The sequence below is a fragment of the Epilithonimonas lactis genome (assembly GCF_900110605.1).
Taxonomy (GTDB): Bacteria; Bacteroidota; Bacteroidia; order Flavobacteriales; family Weeksellaceae; genus Epilithonimonas; species Epilithonimonas lactis.
This window is the reverse complement of the sequence record NZ_FOFI01000002.1, coordinates 85,118-100,083: the sequence shown is the minus strand read 5'-3', so window position 1 is coordinate 100,083 and position 14,966 is coordinate 85,118. Positions and strand designations below refer to the sequence as shown.

14 protein-coding genes are annotated in these 14,966 nt (G+C 37.6%); 13 read left to right on the top strand and 1 reads right to left on the bottom strand.

The window, feature by feature from the left end; all coding sequences use genetic code 11:
- Window positions 1–14 precede the first annotated feature (14 nt).
- Both BMW39_RS05620 and BMW39_RS05615 read left to right on the top strand, forming a co-directional pair.
- Window positions 15–1,682: a ribonucleoside-diphosphate reductase subunit alpha gene (locus BMW39_RS05620; RefSeq protein ID WP_260260360.1), complete on the top strand. Its 1,668-nt coding sequence runs from the start codon at window positions 15–17 to the stop codon at window positions 1,680–1,682.
- A gap of 90 nt (window positions 1,683–1,772) precedes the next feature.
- A complete protein-coding gene (locus BMW39_RS05615) occupies window positions 1,773–2,660 on the top strand; it encodes a DUF72 domain-containing protein (protein WP_034972999.1) in 888 nt (295 codons plus the stop codon).
- Window positions 2,661–2,823: 163 nt separating this feature from the next.
- Here the strand turns inward: BMW39_RS05615 and BMW39_RS05605 are convergent, their stop codons facing one another.
- Complete coding sequence (locus BMW39_RS05605; RefSeq protein WP_034962796.1) at window positions 2,824–3,120, bottom strand: hypothetical protein; 297 nt, start codon at window positions 3,118–3,120, stop codon at window positions 2,824–2,826.
- Window positions 3,121–3,281: 161 nt separating this feature from the next.
- On the opposite strand from BMW39_RS05605, the gene glyA reads away from it, so the two are divergent.
- The 11 genes from glyA to BMW39_RS05550 all read left to right on the top strand — a co-directional run bounded on the left by glyA (window position 3,282) and on the right by BMW39_RS05550 (window position 14,907).
- Window positions 3,282–4,550 (top strand): serine hydroxymethyltransferase, encoded by a 1,269-nt coding sequence (glyA, locus tag BMW39_RS05600; protein WP_034972995.1) that lies wholly within the window; start codon window positions 3,282–3,284, stop codon window positions 4,548–4,550.
- 60 nt (window positions 4,551–4,610) lie between these two features.
- Entirely contained in the window at window positions 4,611–5,087 is a 477-nt protein-coding gene (locus BMW39_RS05595; RefSeq protein ID WP_175459331.1) for a regulatory protein RecX, read from the top strand.
- Between the two features lie 109 nt (window positions 5,088–5,196).
- Complete coding sequence (locus BMW39_RS05590; RefSeq protein WP_034972993.1) at window positions 5,197–5,853, top strand: outer membrane beta-barrel protein; 657 nt, start codon at window positions 5,197–5,199, stop codon at window positions 5,851–5,853.
- A 48-nt stretch (window positions 5,854–5,901) separates the two neighbouring features.
- The gene (locus BMW39_RS05585) at window positions 5,902–6,684 is read left to right on the top strand and encodes a polysaccharide biosynthesis/export family protein (RefSeq protein WP_034972991.1); all 783 of its coding nucleotides are present in this window, start codon (window positions 5,902–5,904) and stop codon (window positions 6,682–6,684) included.
- 4 nt (window positions 6,685–6,688) lie between these two features.
- Entirely contained in the window at window positions 6,689–9,025 is a 2,337-nt protein-coding gene (locus BMW39_RS05580; RefSeq protein ID WP_034972989.1) for a GumC family protein, read from the top strand.
- The gene (locus BMW39_RS05575) at window positions 9,012–9,857 is read left to right on the top strand and encodes an ABC transporter permease (RefSeq protein WP_034972987.1); all 846 of its coding nucleotides are present in this window, start codon (window positions 9,012–9,014) and stop codon (window positions 9,855–9,857) included. The genes BMW39_RS05580 and BMW39_RS05575 overlap by 14 nt, the downstream gene beginning before the upstream one ends.
- Before the next feature lie 2 nt (window positions 9,858–9,859).
- Entirely contained in the window at window positions 9,860–11,131 is a 1,272-nt protein-coding gene (locus BMW39_RS19395) for an ABC transporter ATP-binding protein (RefSeq protein ID WP_034972985.1), read from the top strand.
- A gap of 4 nt (window positions 11,132–11,135) precedes the next feature.
- On the top strand, window positions 11,136–11,990 hold the full coding sequence (locus BMW39_RS05565; RefSeq protein WP_051879790.1) for a class I SAM-dependent methyltransferase: 855 nt from the start codon (window positions 11,136–11,138) through the stop codon (window positions 11,988–11,990).
- Window positions 11,987–13,066 (top strand): glycosyltransferase WbsX family protein, encoded by a 1,080-nt coding sequence (locus BMW39_RS05560; RefSeq protein WP_034972983.1) that lies wholly within the window; start codon window positions 11,987–11,989, stop codon window positions 13,064–13,066. Before BMW39_RS05565 ends, BMW39_RS05560 begins: the two co-directional genes overlap by 4 nt.
- On the top strand, window positions 13,053–13,985 hold the full coding sequence (locus BMW39_RS05555; RefSeq protein ID WP_131474266.1) for a glycosyltransferase family 2 protein: 933 nt from the start codon (window positions 13,053–13,055) through the stop codon (window positions 13,983–13,985). Before BMW39_RS05560 ends, BMW39_RS05555 begins: the two co-directional genes overlap by 14 nt.
- Window position 13,986: 1 nt before the next feature.
- Window positions 13,987–14,907, top strand: a complete 921-nt coding sequence (locus tag BMW39_RS05550; RefSeq protein ID WP_051879788.1) for a glycosyltransferase family 2 protein — start codon at window positions 13,987–13,989, stop codon at window positions 14,905–14,907.
- The last annotated feature ends 59 nt before the right edge of the window (window positions 14,908–14,966 follow it).

The following is a 14,966-nucleotide window of genomic DNA, read 5'->3' as shown; positions in this document are numbered from 1 at the left end:
ACAATAAGCAAAATATAAAAGTTATGATGGACGAAAATATAGATATCTGGTGGCTCAACGAAGAGTCTGAGCAAATGTTGAACAGAGGTTACCTTTTGAAAGGTGAGACTGTAGATGGCGCGATCGACCGTATCACAACGGCGGCAGCAAAACGTCTTTACAAACCTGAATTGCAACCGGCTTTCAAGGAAATGATCGTGAAAGGCTGGATCAGTTTCTCATCTCCTGTTTGGGCGAATATGGGAACACAACGTGGTTTGCCGATCTCTTGTTTCAACGTTCACGTTCCGGATAATATCGAAGGCATCACGCACAAGTTGGGAGAGGTGATCATGCAGACGAAGATCGGTGGTGGAACGTCCGGTTATTTTGGAGAATTGAGAAATAGAGGAACTGCGGTGACAGACAACGGAAAATCTTCCGGAGCGGTTTCTTTTATGAAATTATATGACACTGCGATGGATGTCGTGTCGCAAGGTGGCGTGAGAAGAGGTGCGTTTGCAGCGTATCTTGACATCGACCACGGTGATATTGAGGAATTCTTGAGTATCAAAGATATTGGAAGTCCGATCCAAAACTTGTTTACAGGGATCTGCGTTCCGGATTACTGGATGCAGGATATGATCGACGGTGATGCAGACAAGCGTAAAATCTGGGCAAGAGTTTTGGAAAGCCGCCAGCAAAAAGGTTTGCCTTACATCTTCTTCACGGATAATGTGAACAGAAACAAGCCTCAGGTCTACAAAGATTCTGGATTGATGGTGAACGCAAGTAACCTTTGTTCCGAGATCATGTTGCCTTCTACAGCCAACGAATCTTTCATCTGTTGTCTGTCTTCTATGAACCTGGAATTGTACGACGAGTGGAAAGATACGAATGCTGTAAAATTGGCAATCTATTTCCTAGACGCGGTTCTTTCAGAATTCATTGATAAAACTGAAGGGAATTATTACCTGACTTCAGCTAGAAACTTTGCAATGCGTCACAGAGCTTTAGGTTTGGGCGTTTTAGGATACCATTCTTATTTGCAGAAAAATATGATCCCGTTCGAAAGTTTCGAGGCGACTCAGTTCAATGCGAGAGCGTTCCGTCACATCAAAGAACAGTCTGAGATTGCTTCCAAAGAGTTGGCGAACATCTACGGCGAACCAGATATGTTGAAAGGTTACGGATTGAGAAACACGACGTTGATGGCGATTGCACCAACCACTTCAAGTTCTGCGATCCTTGGACAAACTTCTCCTGGAATCGAGCCGTTTGCTTCTAACTATTACAAAGCTGGTCTGGCAAAAGGAAACTTTATGCGTAAGAACAAATATTTGGCAAAATTGCTTGATGAAAAAGGTTTGGACAACGAAGAAACTTGGAGAACGATCATGTTGAACCACGGTTCTGTACAACATCTTGAAGGTTTGTCTGATGAGGAAAAAGCGGTATTCAAAACGTTCAGAGAAATCTCTCCAATGGAGATCGTTTCTCAGGCGGCTCAAAGACAGCAATATATCGATCAGGCGCAATCGCTTAATTTGCAGATTCCTTCTACAATGCCAGTGAAAGACGTGAACTACGTGATGATCGAAGCTTGGAAGAAAGGTGTGAAAACGTTGTATTACCAAAGAAGTTCATCGGTTTCAAAAGAAATGATGGTCAACTTTGTGACTTGCTCGGCTTGTGAAGCTTAATTGCATATAAATAGAATTAATAATTGAAACCACAGAATTTTCTGTGGTTTTTTTGTTAACTTTAAACCTCGAACTTTAAATTCAATTCCAATGAAATTCGGACAAGTCCCAGATCCTTCGCAGATAGATTTTACATTGCCAAAAGACCATCCTCAAACCAAATTCATTCTCGAGCAGAATAAAAAAGGGCTTGAGAATATTTCGATTGGCTGTGCAAAGTGGAACAAGACCGACCTCAAAGGATTCTATCCGAAAGGAACAAAAGATGAGTTGACCTATTATTCCACACAATTCAATTCGATTGAGTTGAATGCAACGTTCTATGGAATGCCAACTGCCGAACAAGTCCAAACTTGGAAAGAGAAAACACCAAAAGATTTCAAGTTCTTCCCGAAGATCACCAACACCGTTTCCCACTTCCGAAGATTGCTGAATATCACAGATGTGGTGACACAATTCGCTTCAGCAGTTTTGAATTTTGATGAGAAATTAGGAATGGTTTTTCTGCAGCTTCACGATAACTTCAAGCCGAAAGACTATGAGCGATTGGAGAAATTCGTACAAGATTGGCCAAAAGAAGCGCCTTTGGCCATTGAACTCAGAAATACCGAATGGTTTATGGACGAAGAGGTTTTCAATACCGTTTGTGAATTGTTTGAAATGAATAACATTACCAATATCATCGTCGATACAGCGGGCAGAAGAGATATGTTGCATATGCGATTGACGACGCCAAATGCTTTCATCCGTTACGTTGGTGCAAACGCCGAAAGTGATTACGAAAGATTGGAGGATTGGCTGAAAAGATTGACCAAATGGAAAAAAGAAGGATTGCAGAATTTGTACTTCTTTGTTCATCAAAATATCGAAAAAGCATCACCACTATTATCTTCCCACTTGATTCAAAAGATGAATGAAGATTGGAAAACGGATATTCACATTCCTGTAATGGCAGATGGTCAGCCGACTTTGTTTTAAATGATATTAACGAAAATAAAAATTCCCTTCGAGCTGAAGGGAATTATTTTTTTCTCCAAAAATTTCCCTCCTTTGGAGGGGCGACGAAAATTCTTTGAATTTTTGTCGGGGTGGTTTATTAATCCAGCATTGTCAGTCTTAGGCTCTCGAAGACCAAAAAAGCTTAAGCCAAAAACTTAAGCTCCTTGTCCTTGAAATTGTTATTTTCAACGAGTTTGTTCATTGCCTTCATTGTCTTCTTGCGAAGTTTGGCAAGGATGCGGACGTTTTTGTCCTCGCTGTAGTCGAAGATGTTGTCTTCAAAAGAAAAGACATCGCCTTTCTTGAAACTGATGTTGTTTTCCTTCAACTCTTTTAGAAGCATTAGGTTGGTCATTACTTTCAGAGAAGTGCTTTCCGCCGCTTCCATATATTTTAAAGATTTCAGAAGCTCTTTTTTATATTTTTTCTTAGAATTCATATTGTAGATATTTATTGTTTTTTAAGGTCTAATTTTATACCATCTTAATTAATCGAGGTTCGGATTTCCAAAAGATGTCGATGATATTAAGTAAATGTTAATCGGCGAAAGTTATAAAAATATCTTCAGAATTTCTTATTTTTGACAAAAATAAATCTAAAATGCAAGACCCGATCTTTGACCTCATTGAAAAAGAAAGAGAAAGACAAACCCACGGAATCGAATTGATCGCTTCGGAAAATTTTGTTTCCGAAAATGTGATGAAAGCGATGGGAAGTGTATTAACCAACAAATATGCAGAAGGCTATCCTGGCAGACGTTATTATGGCGGTTGCGAAGTAGTGGACCAAGTGGAGCAATTGGCAATCGACAGAGCGAAAGAACTTTTTGGTGTCGATTATGTGAATGTTCAGCCACATTCTGGTTCTCAGGCCAACGCGGCGATCTATCTTTCAATCCTGAAGCCAGGTGACAAAGTGATGGGAATGGACCTTTCTATGGGAGGACATTTGACGCACGGTTCTGCGGTTAATTTCTCTGGAATCCAATACGAAGTTTGTTCGTACGGTGTTCAAAGAGAAACTGGTTTGATCGACTACGACCAAATGAGAGAAGTGGCTTTGAGAGAAAGACCAAAGATGCTGATCGCAGGATTCTCAGCTTACTCTAGAGATTTGGATTATGCAAAATTCAGAGAAGTGGCGGACGAGATCGGTGCGACGCTCTGGGCAGACATTGCACATCCCGCTGGTTTGGTTGCTAAAGGTTTGCTAAATGATCCTTTTGCACATTGCCACGTCGTGACGACTACGACTCACAAAACCTTGAGAGGTCCAAGAGGAGGAATGATCATGTTGGGCAAAGATTTCGAAAATACATACGGACATAAAACACCAAAGGGTGAAACCAAGTTGATGAGTGCCGTCTTGGACAGCGCCGTTTTTCCAGGGATTCAAGGTGGTCCATTAGAGCATGTGATCGGGGCGAAAGCGGTGGCATTTGCAGAAGCAATTGATTCTAAATTCGAGGTTTATGCTAAGCAAGTGAAGGCTAATGCGCAGGCTTTGTCAAAATCAATGGTTGATAATGGATTCGAGATCGTAAGTGGCGGAACGGACAATCACTTGATGTTGATCGATTTAAGAAATAAAAATGTGAACGGAAAGGAAACAGAGAAGGCATTGGTAAAAGCGGACATCACTTGTAACAAAAATATGGTGCCGTTTGATGACAAATCACCTTTCACAACGTCTGGAATCAGATTGGGAACTGCAGCCATCACAACAAGAGGTTTGAAAGAAAACGATATGACAACCATTGCCAATTTAATTTCTGAAGTGGTTGATAATATCTCAAACGATGAGGTTCTAACTTCTGTAAGAAAGAAAGTAAACGAATTGATGGAAGGCCACGCGCTTTTCAACTATTAATAAAATAATCAATTTTTATAATAAAAGAATGGACAATTTCGTTCATTCTTTTTTGTTTGAATACCAATGGAAAAGAAATCCTACACTTTTGACGAGATCAAACAGAAAATGGTCAATTATTGTGTTTATCAAGACCGTTGTCATGCTGAAGTAGAGCAGAAGATGAGAGATTTTTTACTGATCCCAGAAGCGAAGGATGAGATCTTTATCTATTTGATGAAAGAAAATTATTTGAATGAAGAACGTTTCACGAGAAGTTATATTCGCGGGAAGTTCTACATCAAACATTGGGGACGGAACAAGATCAGGATGAATCTCAAGCAAAAAGGGATCAATGAAAAATTGATATCAAATTCTATGGATGAGATCTATGACGAAGATTACGAGAAAACCCTCAACAAGCTTTTTCAAAATTATATATCTACGCAAAAAGGTTTGAAGGATTATCAGAAAAAAAGCAAAACCATCAGACATTTGATGTCCAAAGGTTATGAATATGAAGCAATTTTAGATATGATTACCAATGCCAATGATTAGGGAGCTGCGTAACTCAAATGTGTCTAGTAATTTAGCAAAATCAAATTATTTCGGCATAATAAATAAAAAATCCTTAATTTCGTCGCAAATTATAGCAACCTTTAAATTCATGAAAAAACTTATTATCATATATTCCTTATTATTGTTTGGTTTGACGAATGCACAATCTGTAAAATATGGATTGACAGGTAGTGTTCACAAGGGTTCAATAGCGGGAATACATGGTGTTTCCAAAGGTGATTTTGGTGGAAATATTGGTGTGTTTGCAGATTTTTCTTTGGTGACAAATGATGTTTATGACTCGGCTTGGTTGTACTTCACACCACAGTTGGAGGTTTACACACTCGGAGAAAAAGCAGACTGGGACGAGGATAAGAGAGATTATCAAAAGTACAGCAACGTGTATGTTGGCGTGCCTCTTTATTTAAAATATTATCTCAGAAACCATGGCTACAAAGGTGATATCTATTTGATGTTCGGTCCAAAACTCGAATTTCTTGTCAGCGAGAAGACCGATGAGGGAAATGCTTTGGCAGAAGCAACTGCAGCTGGCTTTGATCCCAACATCTTTGGCCTAGGTCAGAAACCTAAGTCATTTGGCTACGGTATCTCTGTGAAAGCGGGAGCGAAAGTAAGTGACAACGTGGAAGTTTTTGTGAGATTCGATAGAGGATTGTCAAAAATATACCCTGACTTCAAACCACAAGCTACTTACAACAGGTTTTTTGCGTTGGGTCTTAGCTATTACTTAGGAAGCACAGATTAACACTCAAAACAACGCAATAAGAGTTTTTGCCTTTTTAGAAACTTAAAAATGAGTAAACAAATATTTTTATTGGTTTTATTTTTATTAGCTTTTTCTTGCAAGCCTAAAAAGAATATGATCTATATGAGCAACCACAACTTCGAGCAAGAAGTTGCACAAGCCAGATATACAGGACTAAAAATAAAGGAAGCGGATGTTTTGGATATCAAAGTATCCGCTTTTGACGAGATAGCGGTAAAGCCTTTCAACCTTTCCAGCATGGCTGCAACAAGCAATCCTGCCAATGGTGATTCTGAGAGTGCTGCTGGTCAGTACTTAGTGTCAGCGGATGGCTATGTGGTGATGCCAGTTTTAGGAAAAGTATATTGCCTCGGTATGACGAAGCAACAATTGGAACAAGATCTAGAGGAACGATTAAAAGTATACCTCACCGACCCAAGAGTGGATGTGAAATTGACCAATTTCAGCATCAGCGTATTAGGCGCAGTAGCAAGTCCAGGGCAGAAGACGACCAATAAGGAAAAGCTCAATCTGTTCCAAGCCATAGCGCTTGCAGGAGACATGAGTCCAGCTGCAGACAGAACCAATGTGAAACTTTTGAGATACTCCGAGGAAGCTCAAAAAGATGTCTTGGTCAACTTGGATTTTTCTGATGCAAGCATTGTGAATTCGCCTTACTATTACTTACAACAGAATGACATTCTTTTCGTAGAACCAGACAAGAATGCACAGATCGCGGCCAATACGACGAACCCAAATCGAAATTTGATCCTACAGCTAGGCGGGACCATATTGGGAATTGTATCATTAATTATTGCCGTAAGTCGATAAAATCATGGAATTACTAGATAGCACGCCGCTAAAAAGTGGTAAGAAGATAAATATTAAAAAAGAACTAAACCGGTATTTGAAAAACTGGTATTGGATCCTTTTGAGCATGCTTGTTTTCTATACAGCTGCAAAAGTTTATTTACGCTACACGACGCCGCAATATCTCTCCAAGACGACCATTCAGTTTCCTGAAACGAAAGGTAAGGGAAGCGCCGCACTCAGCGATTTGCAAACTTTGGGAGTAGGCGTGCACGGCAATGAGGAACTACAAAGTGAGGCCACCGCGATCCTATCAAAACCAATATTGGCAAGAGTGGTGGACAGTCTGAATTTGAATGTAAGTTTCTACGCCTTGGGAAAGATCAAGGAACTGGAAATGTATCCACAAGCGCCATATTCAGGTAAAGTTCTAGAATTTAAGGATAAGAAATTCGTTTCCGCAACTTATATTATTACGCCAGCCAATGGTAATGCTTTCACGCTTTCGGAAGGTCCTTTGTTGGCAGGGAAATCCCAGTTTCAATTTGGAGAAGTGATTGAACTTCCTTTTGGGACAGTGGTATTATCTCGCAAAACAGGAATTGACACATCTCCTGTGAAAGTGGTATTTCGCAGTACATCATCTTGGGTCTCAACGCTGGAAAGCTGGGTCAATGTAAGTCTTCCTGAGAATAAAGGTCTGCTGATGGATATCACCATCAAAGGCGCAATCCCGGAAAAATCAGAAAATATTCTGAACGAGATCACCAAGCAATACAATATCGAAGGTGTACAAGACAGAAATCAAGAAGCACAAAATACACAGGACTTCATCAACAGAAGATTGGATATCATTACGCAAGACCTTTCGGGAATAGAGGGCGAAAAAGAGAGCTTTAAAAAACAAAACAAGATCACCGATCTGGAAGCACAGGCCAACATGGCTTTGGCAAATTCCAATGAGAATACGAAGCAGATCCTGCAATATGCGACAAAACTGGATATGGTCAATTCTATATTTAATTCCAGTTCTACAGAGAAATTGCTTCCTTCCAACATTGGATTGTCCACAGTGACGGAGGAATATATTTCAAAATACAACGACCTGTTGTTGACCAGAAATAAAACGCTAAAACAAGCGACCCAACTCAATCCTTCTGTCATTCAGATGAATAAGGATATTTCTGAACTTCGTGGCCTCATCCGGCAGAACCTGCAGGAATCCAAATATACCCTGCAAGATCAAATTGCACAGATCAATGGACAATTGAATGCGGACCGGTCAAAGATCAACAACTATCCGACACAGGAAAAAGTGTTCCGAAGTATTGAAAGACAACAGAACCTCAAGGAGCAATTGTACCTATATCTACTGCAAAAAAGAGAAGAGAATGCTATCACACTAGCTGTAGATGCGCCGAAAGCAAAAATCCTAAATCCAGCCTACACACTGGGAATTGTGGAGCCGAACCAAAAGCAAATGATCACGGGTGCATTGGCTCTAGGTTTTTTACTACCGGTTCTATGGCTTTTCGGAAAGTACACATTGGATACAAAGGTGCATACGAAAGAAGAGATTCAGTCCCGCATTCCAAATGCCGCCGTCATAGCAGAAATACCTGTGAAAAACGGAGAAGAAACATTGATCGAGACCAGTGATTTCTCTGTCTTTGCAGAATCTTTCCGGATCTTGACCTCCAATCTCAAATTTATCATCAAACCAAAACAAGAAGTAAGGAAAGGCAATGTCATTCTCATCACCTCATCCATCAAAGGAGAAGGTAAGACCACAATTGCGATGAATACAGCACTGACGTTAGCTGGAGCATCCAAAGTATTGATCATTGGCGCGGATATCAGGAATCCACAGTTGCATCGCTTCGTGAAAGGCCAGAAACCAGGACTGACAGATTATTTGATCTCTAATGACCATTCGCCGGAGAAATTCATCATTCCTTCTGGACTTCATCACAACTTGGATGTCCTTTTCAGTGGCGCCATTGCGCCAAATCCGAACGACCTTTTGGATATGCCGAAATTTGATGCTATGATCCAGCAGCTTAAAAACCAATATCAATACATTATTTTAGATTCTGCACCAGTAATGTTGGTAAGCGATACACTGCATCTCATGGGCAGTGCCGACGTGATTCTGTACATCGTCAAATCCGACTACACAGAGAACGATATGCTTGATTTTGCAGAAGAATTCCAACGCACACACGACGCAAAAAATATGTCCTTCATCCTGAACAACGTGCAACCGCAGAACACCAGGTATGGGAATAAGTATGGATATGGGTATTACTCATATAACGAGAAAAAGAAAGGGATAAAAAAAATGTTTGATGGAAAAGCCTAATAATTATTATAAAATAGATTCCAAGACCTCGGTTTTTTCATTAAATTTAAAAGAAGTTTGGCATTATCGGGACCTTTTGCAAATGTTTGTGAAAAGGGATTTTATTACCTTCTACAAACAGACCATCTTAGGACCGCTTTGGTTTATAGTACAACCTTTGTTGACGACTTTGATCTTTATCATCCTATTTGGAAATATTGCAAAACTTTCTACTGATGGAATTCCTCAGGTGCTGTTCTATCTTTCGGGAATCACTATCTGGAATTATTTTTCGGAGAGTTTAACTAAAACTTCCACCGTTTTTAAAGACAATGCAAATATGTTCGGGAAAGTATATTTTCCGAGATTGATCATGCCGCTTGCAATTGTGAGTTCATCTTTGATGAAATTTTTGGTGCAATTTGGGATTTTCATTGTTGTACTACTGTACTATGTAATTTTTACGGATTCTATCAAGCCAAATATTTGGATATTATTTACACCATTTTTAATATTTTTAATGGCAATCTTCGCTTTAGGAATGGGAATGATCTTCTCTTCTTTGACAACGAAATACAAAGATCTGATCTTTCTTCTAACATTTGGGATCCAGCTTTTCATGTACATCACGCCAGTGGTCTATCCAATTTCTTCTTTGCCAGACAATTTTAAGTTTTTAGCGGTCATCAATCCTTTGTCACCATTGTTTGAATGTTTCAGATATGCTTACTTGGGAACCGGAAGTTTCAGTGTCGAAAGTATTTTGATAAGCTCTGTGATCATTTTTATCATATTGATTGCGGGAACAGTGATTTTTAATAGAGTCGAAAAAACCTTTATGGACACCGTATAAAAATGAATAAAAATATTGCCATAAAAGCTGAAAATATCTCCAAACAATATCGTCTTGGAGAAGTAGGAACTGGGACAATTTCTCATGACCTGAACCGATTTTGGGCAAGATTGCGAGGAAAGGAAGACCCTTTTCTAAAGATTGGTGAAAGCAACGACCGTTCTCAAAAAGGAGAAAGCGATTACGTATGGTCGTTGAAAGACATTAATTTCGAAATCGAAAAAGGCGATGCCGTTGGAATCATTGGCAGAAATGGTGCGGGAAAATCCACCTTGTTAAAATTATTGAGCCGTGTTACAAAACCAACCACAGGTCATTTCGAAGTGGATGGCAGAATTGCGTCACTTTTGGAAGTTGGCACGGGTTTCAACCCGGAAATGACAGGCCGCGAAAACATATTTCTCAACGGTGCCATCCTCGGAATGCGCAAACACGAGATCAAAAGAAAATTTGATGAAATTGTAGATTTCTCCGGCGTGGAGCGCTACATCGACACGCCTGTAAAACGATATTCTTCCGGAATGTATGTTCGTTTGGCTTTCGCTGTTGCGGCACATTTAGAATCTGAGATCTTGATCGTAGATGAGGTTCTAGCCGTTGGTGATGCCGAGTTCCAGAAAAAATGCCTGGGAAAAATGGGCGATGTTTCGAAAGGCGAAGGAAGGACGGTTTTGTTTGTGAGTCATAATATGGGCGCGGTGCAGAGTTTGTGCAATAAGGGGATTTTGTTAGAGAATGGGAATTTATCAACTTTAAATACGATGGAAAAAGTTATCCAAAATTATCTTCATAAAGAAAGCGAATCCTCACATCAAAAATGGTCGTTAGAAAAAGCTCCGGGTTCAGAGCAATTCAAGATACTCGAACTTGAAATTCTGAATGATAAAAATGAACATCAAATTGATTTTCTTTCATCACAAGAAATAAGAATTAGATTGACATACATGAATCTTGGAGATACTGAGCCTTATACACACGGATTTAACTTATACAATAATTTCGATATCCACATCCTGAGTTCTCATGATTTAACGGCGGATCAATTAAAAGGAAATAACTCCAATGGTATTTTCTCTAGAACTATAATAATTCAAGGAGGCTTACTTTCGGAGGGGAATTATAACTTTAGCTTTGCTGTTATGAAGTATAATCCTTTTACTGTAATATTTCATGAGCTAAATTTGGGCGGATTTAGTATAGTCGATGATCTGCATATCGAAGGTTACGAATTTAAAATACCGGGAATAATAAAACAAAATTTAAATTGGATTTAAGATTATGGATGATTTAGAATGGACAGGAGAACGCCTAGTTACTAATATTAATACAAGTTTTGGTACGATTGAACACCTCCATAGATATGCCATTGCACAACAAATATGTAAAAACAAAATTGTTCTTGATATAGCATCTGGTGAAGGCTATGGAAGTGCTTTAATTAGTAAATTTTCAAAAAAAACTTTTGGAGTTGATATAGATGAAAAAAGTGTAAATCATGCACAGAAAAAGTATTCATTGCATAAAAATCTTCAATTTTTACAAGGGTCTGTTGAAAAAATTCCGCTTCCAGATAAGTCTGTTGAAATCATTATCTCATTTGAGACAATTGAGCATTTGGTAGATCATGACCAAATGCTGAAAGAATTTAAAAGAGTTCTTACCGAAGATGGAATTGTATTTCTTTCATCACCTGAAAAATCGATATACAGTCAAAGAGATCCCAATAATCCTTTTCATGTAAAGGAGTTAACACTAAATGAACTTAAAACTACAGTAGGTAAATATTTTCCATTTTCAGTTTATTCTAAACAGAGATTCGTCGCAGGGTCACTAATTTCTCCATTTGATGCATCTGAAAAGTTAAACTTCAATGAATTTGATGGAGATCATTACGAAATTCAAAAAGGGCTCAAGGAGGATCAATTTTATAATAAGCCTTATTTCAATCTTGCTGTTTTCTCTGCTAAACATTTTAATATCCATGATTTCAATAATCTTTCATTATTTAATGGTGTACAAGTAATTACTAAAAGGGAGAATCAATTAGAAAAAGAACTCCAAGATTTACTTAACAGTACAACATATAAAATAGCTAAGACTATAGTGAAAACTTTTAGATTTCTTAAAAAATGATTAAACCCATAGCAATTCACCTTCCGCAGTTTCATCCTTTTCAAGAGAACGATGAATGGTGGGGAAAAGGCTTTACAGAATGGACCAATGTGACGAAAGCAAAACCGCTTTTTGAAGGACACTACCAGCCTCATCTTCCATCCGATTTGGGATTCTATGATTTAAGATTAGAAGAGGCAAGGCTTGCCCAGGAAGCTTTGGCAAAAGAATATGGAATTTTTGGCTTTTGCTATTATCATTATTGGTTCAATGGGAAAAGACTTATGAATGAGCCTGTTGATCGAAAGCTTGAAAATCCCAAAGAAAATCTTCCATTCATGTTATGTTGGGCCAACGAGAATTGGACCAGAGCGTGGGATGGTAAAGATAAGGAGGTTTTGATAGAGCAAAAATATAATCTGGAAGATGATGCGGCACATATTAGATATTTATTGGCTAATGTTTTTAATGATCCCAGGTATATCAGGGTTGAGAAAAAAATATTTTTTGCAATCTACAGACCAGCCAATTTTCCAGATCTTGAAAAGACCATAAATCTTTGGAAAGAGATTGCAAGAGACGAATTCCAAGAGGAATTTTTTCTTGCTTATATCACGCATTCAACATTTAATGATAATGAAAACACGAAATTGTTTGATGTGGCAATCGATTTTCAACCAAATTATAATTTGAAATTAGATGTGAAAATCCCAAATTATAAAGAAAGAGTAGAGAGGAAATTCTTTGGCAAACGGACTTTCCTTTTTGATAATAGAGTAATTACTTATAAGGATTTCTCACAGAAGGCATTTGATAATCAAACATTTGATAAGGGAATTTTTCCAGGTATTACGCCTATGTGGGACAATTCTGCAAGACGCACGGAAAATGCTCTTGTAATTGACGGTTCGACACCAGAACTGTATGGAACCTGGCTAGAAAATATCATCAACAGATATCGAATGATAGAGTCCGATGAAAAATATGTTTTTATTAATGCATGGAACGAATGGGCAGAAGGCAACCATCTTGAGCCTTGTCAAAAGTGGGGAAGGAGATATTTAGAAGTTACAAAAGAAAAATTTGACAATCAATAAAATGCCCCTTGTCTCCATCATAATACCAAATTACAATCATGCACCTTTTCTTAAGCAACGCATAGACTCTGTCTTGGACCAAACTTTTCAAGATTTTGAAGTCATTATTTTGGATGACTGTTCTTTGGATAATAGCAGAGAAATAATAGAAAGTTACAGGAATCACCCGAAGATTTCTCATATTATATATAATGAAAAAAATTCTGGGAGCACTTTCAAGCAATGGAAAAAAGGTATTGACCTCGCAATAGGTGAATGGATTTGGATTGCAGAAAGTGATGATTGGTGTGAAGCTGTATTTCTGGACAATGTCTTGGAATCTGATAATGTAAATTCTGAAACAGTAATAAGCTTTGCTCAGGCGTATATCATCAACGAAGCAAAAAAGTCATGTTATGCTTCGTATAATGGCGATGCCCTATTTTATAATTTGGACGGATTATTATTTATAAAGAAAAAAATGCTGCCTTACAATGGAATATGGAACGCAAGCCAAGCAATTTTTCGGAGAAAATACTATTATAAACTCTCTTCTGAGTATCTAAAATATAAATTTTGCGGTGATTGGATTTTTTGGGTAGAACTATCACTGATGGGAGATGTAGCGGTTTGTGGAAAAATAATTTCTTATTTTAGAAAACATGATAAAGATGTTACCTCTAAATCCACAAAATCTGGAATTAGATACTTTGAAGAATTTGATGCTCTGAGATATTTTAATCATTTACTTGCCGATAAAGCATATTTCAGTCGACATAATACTTATTACACTCACTACAAACAACTTTGCAATATCAGAAAAAGTATTACAAAAGAAGATATGAAGAGGCTTAAAAAAAAATATTCTCAGCAATTTACATCAAAGCAAAAAATTAAACTGAGGCTGAACGAATTTTTTGGATATTTAAAAATTTTTTAAGATGAAAGGTCATGTCATCTCAATTATTGTTCCTGTATACAATGTTGAGTTATATTTGCAGGATTGCATTGATTCAATTTTAAACCAAACATACAAGCAATTAGAAATTATACTTGTAAATGATGGTTCTACAGATGGTGGTGGTGAAATTTGTGATGAATATGCTAAATGTGATGATAGAATCAAAGTTATTCATAAAAAAAATGGAGGGCTTTCGGATGCACGAAACACCGGAATACAAGTTTGCAAAGGAGAATACATTTCATTTGTTGATTCTGATGATATCCTCCATGTAGAATTTATCAATGTTTTGTTTCAAAACCTTATTTCCAACAACGCATTGATAAGTTGTTGTAATTTTCAATCATTTACCGATAGTTCTGATTTAAACTATGATTTATACGAAACTGAAGTTGAGATTTTCACAGGCAATGAATTTTTAGGAATGTTGTATGACCCGAAATGGGTTCCGCAGAATGTAGTTATGTGGAATAAAATCTATCACAAAAGTATCTTTGAGAAATTGCGATTTCCTTTAGGAAAGCTTCATGAAGATGAATTTGTTTTTCATGAGATTTATGATGGTAAAAAAACAATTGTTTATACTGATGTTAAACTTTATTTCTACAGGAAACATGGCGCAAGTATCACAAAAAATTACAGCCTACAAAATTACTATGATGCAAAAGAAGCACACATTAAAAGAATCGAATTTGGAAAAGTAATAATGAATAGAGCCTTTGTGAATAACACAAAACTAAATCTACTGAAAAAGACCATTCATGCCTTTTATTCTTTTTCATTTGATAAGAACGTGAAAAAGGAAATCTTAAAAAAACCTTATTGGATACTGCAATTGTATCTCAAGAAACATTATAATGCAAAGGAAATTATTTACTTATTATATAAGTTAATGAAATGATGAAATTACAGAATGATAGACGTAATAGATATGCCAAAATTAAAATCAGTTTGCAATAT

Coding starts and splice junctions, on each gene's coding strand:
- BMW39_RS05585 (WP_034972991.1), top strand. CDS start 5,902: ATGAGTAAACAAATATTTTTATTGGTTTTATTTTTATTAGCTTTTTCT.
- BMW39_RS05605 (WP_034962796.1), bottom strand. CDS start 3,120: ATGAATTCTAAGAAAAAATATAAAAAAGAGCTTCTGAAATCTTTAAAA.
- BMW39_RS05590 (WP_034972993.1), top strand. CDS start 5,197: ATGAAAAAACTTATTATCATATATTCCTTATTATTGTTTGGTTTGACG.
- BMW39_RS05550 (WP_051879788.1), top strand. CDS start 13,987: ATGAAAGGTCATGTCATCTCAATTATTGTTCCTGTATACAATGTTGAG.
- BMW39_RS05580 (WP_034972989.1), top strand. CDS start 6,689: ATGGAATTACTAGATAGCACGCCGCTAAAAAGTGGTAAGAAGATAAAT.
- BMW39_RS05560 (WP_034972983.1), top strand. CDS start 11,987: ATGATTAAACCCATAGCAATTCACCTTCCGCAGTTTCATCCTTTTCAA.
- BMW39_RS19395 (WP_034972985.1), top strand. CDS start 9,860: ATGAATAAAAATATTGCCATAAAAGCTGAAAATATCTCCAAACAATAT.
- BMW39_RS05575 (WP_034972987.1), top strand. CDS start 9,012: ATGGAAAAGCCTAATAATTATTATAAAATAGATTCCAAGACCTCGGTT.
- BMW39_RS05565 (WP_051879790.1), top strand. CDS start 11,136: ATGGATGATTTAGAATGGACAGGAGAACGCCTAGTTACTAATATTAAT.
- BMW39_RS05615 (WP_034972999.1), top strand. CDS start 1,773: ATGAAATTCGGACAAGTCCCAGATCCTTCGCAGATAGATTTTACATTG.
- glyA (WP_034972995.1), top strand. CDS start 3,282: ATGCAAGACCCGATCTTTGACCTCATTGAAAAAGAAAGAGAAAGACAA.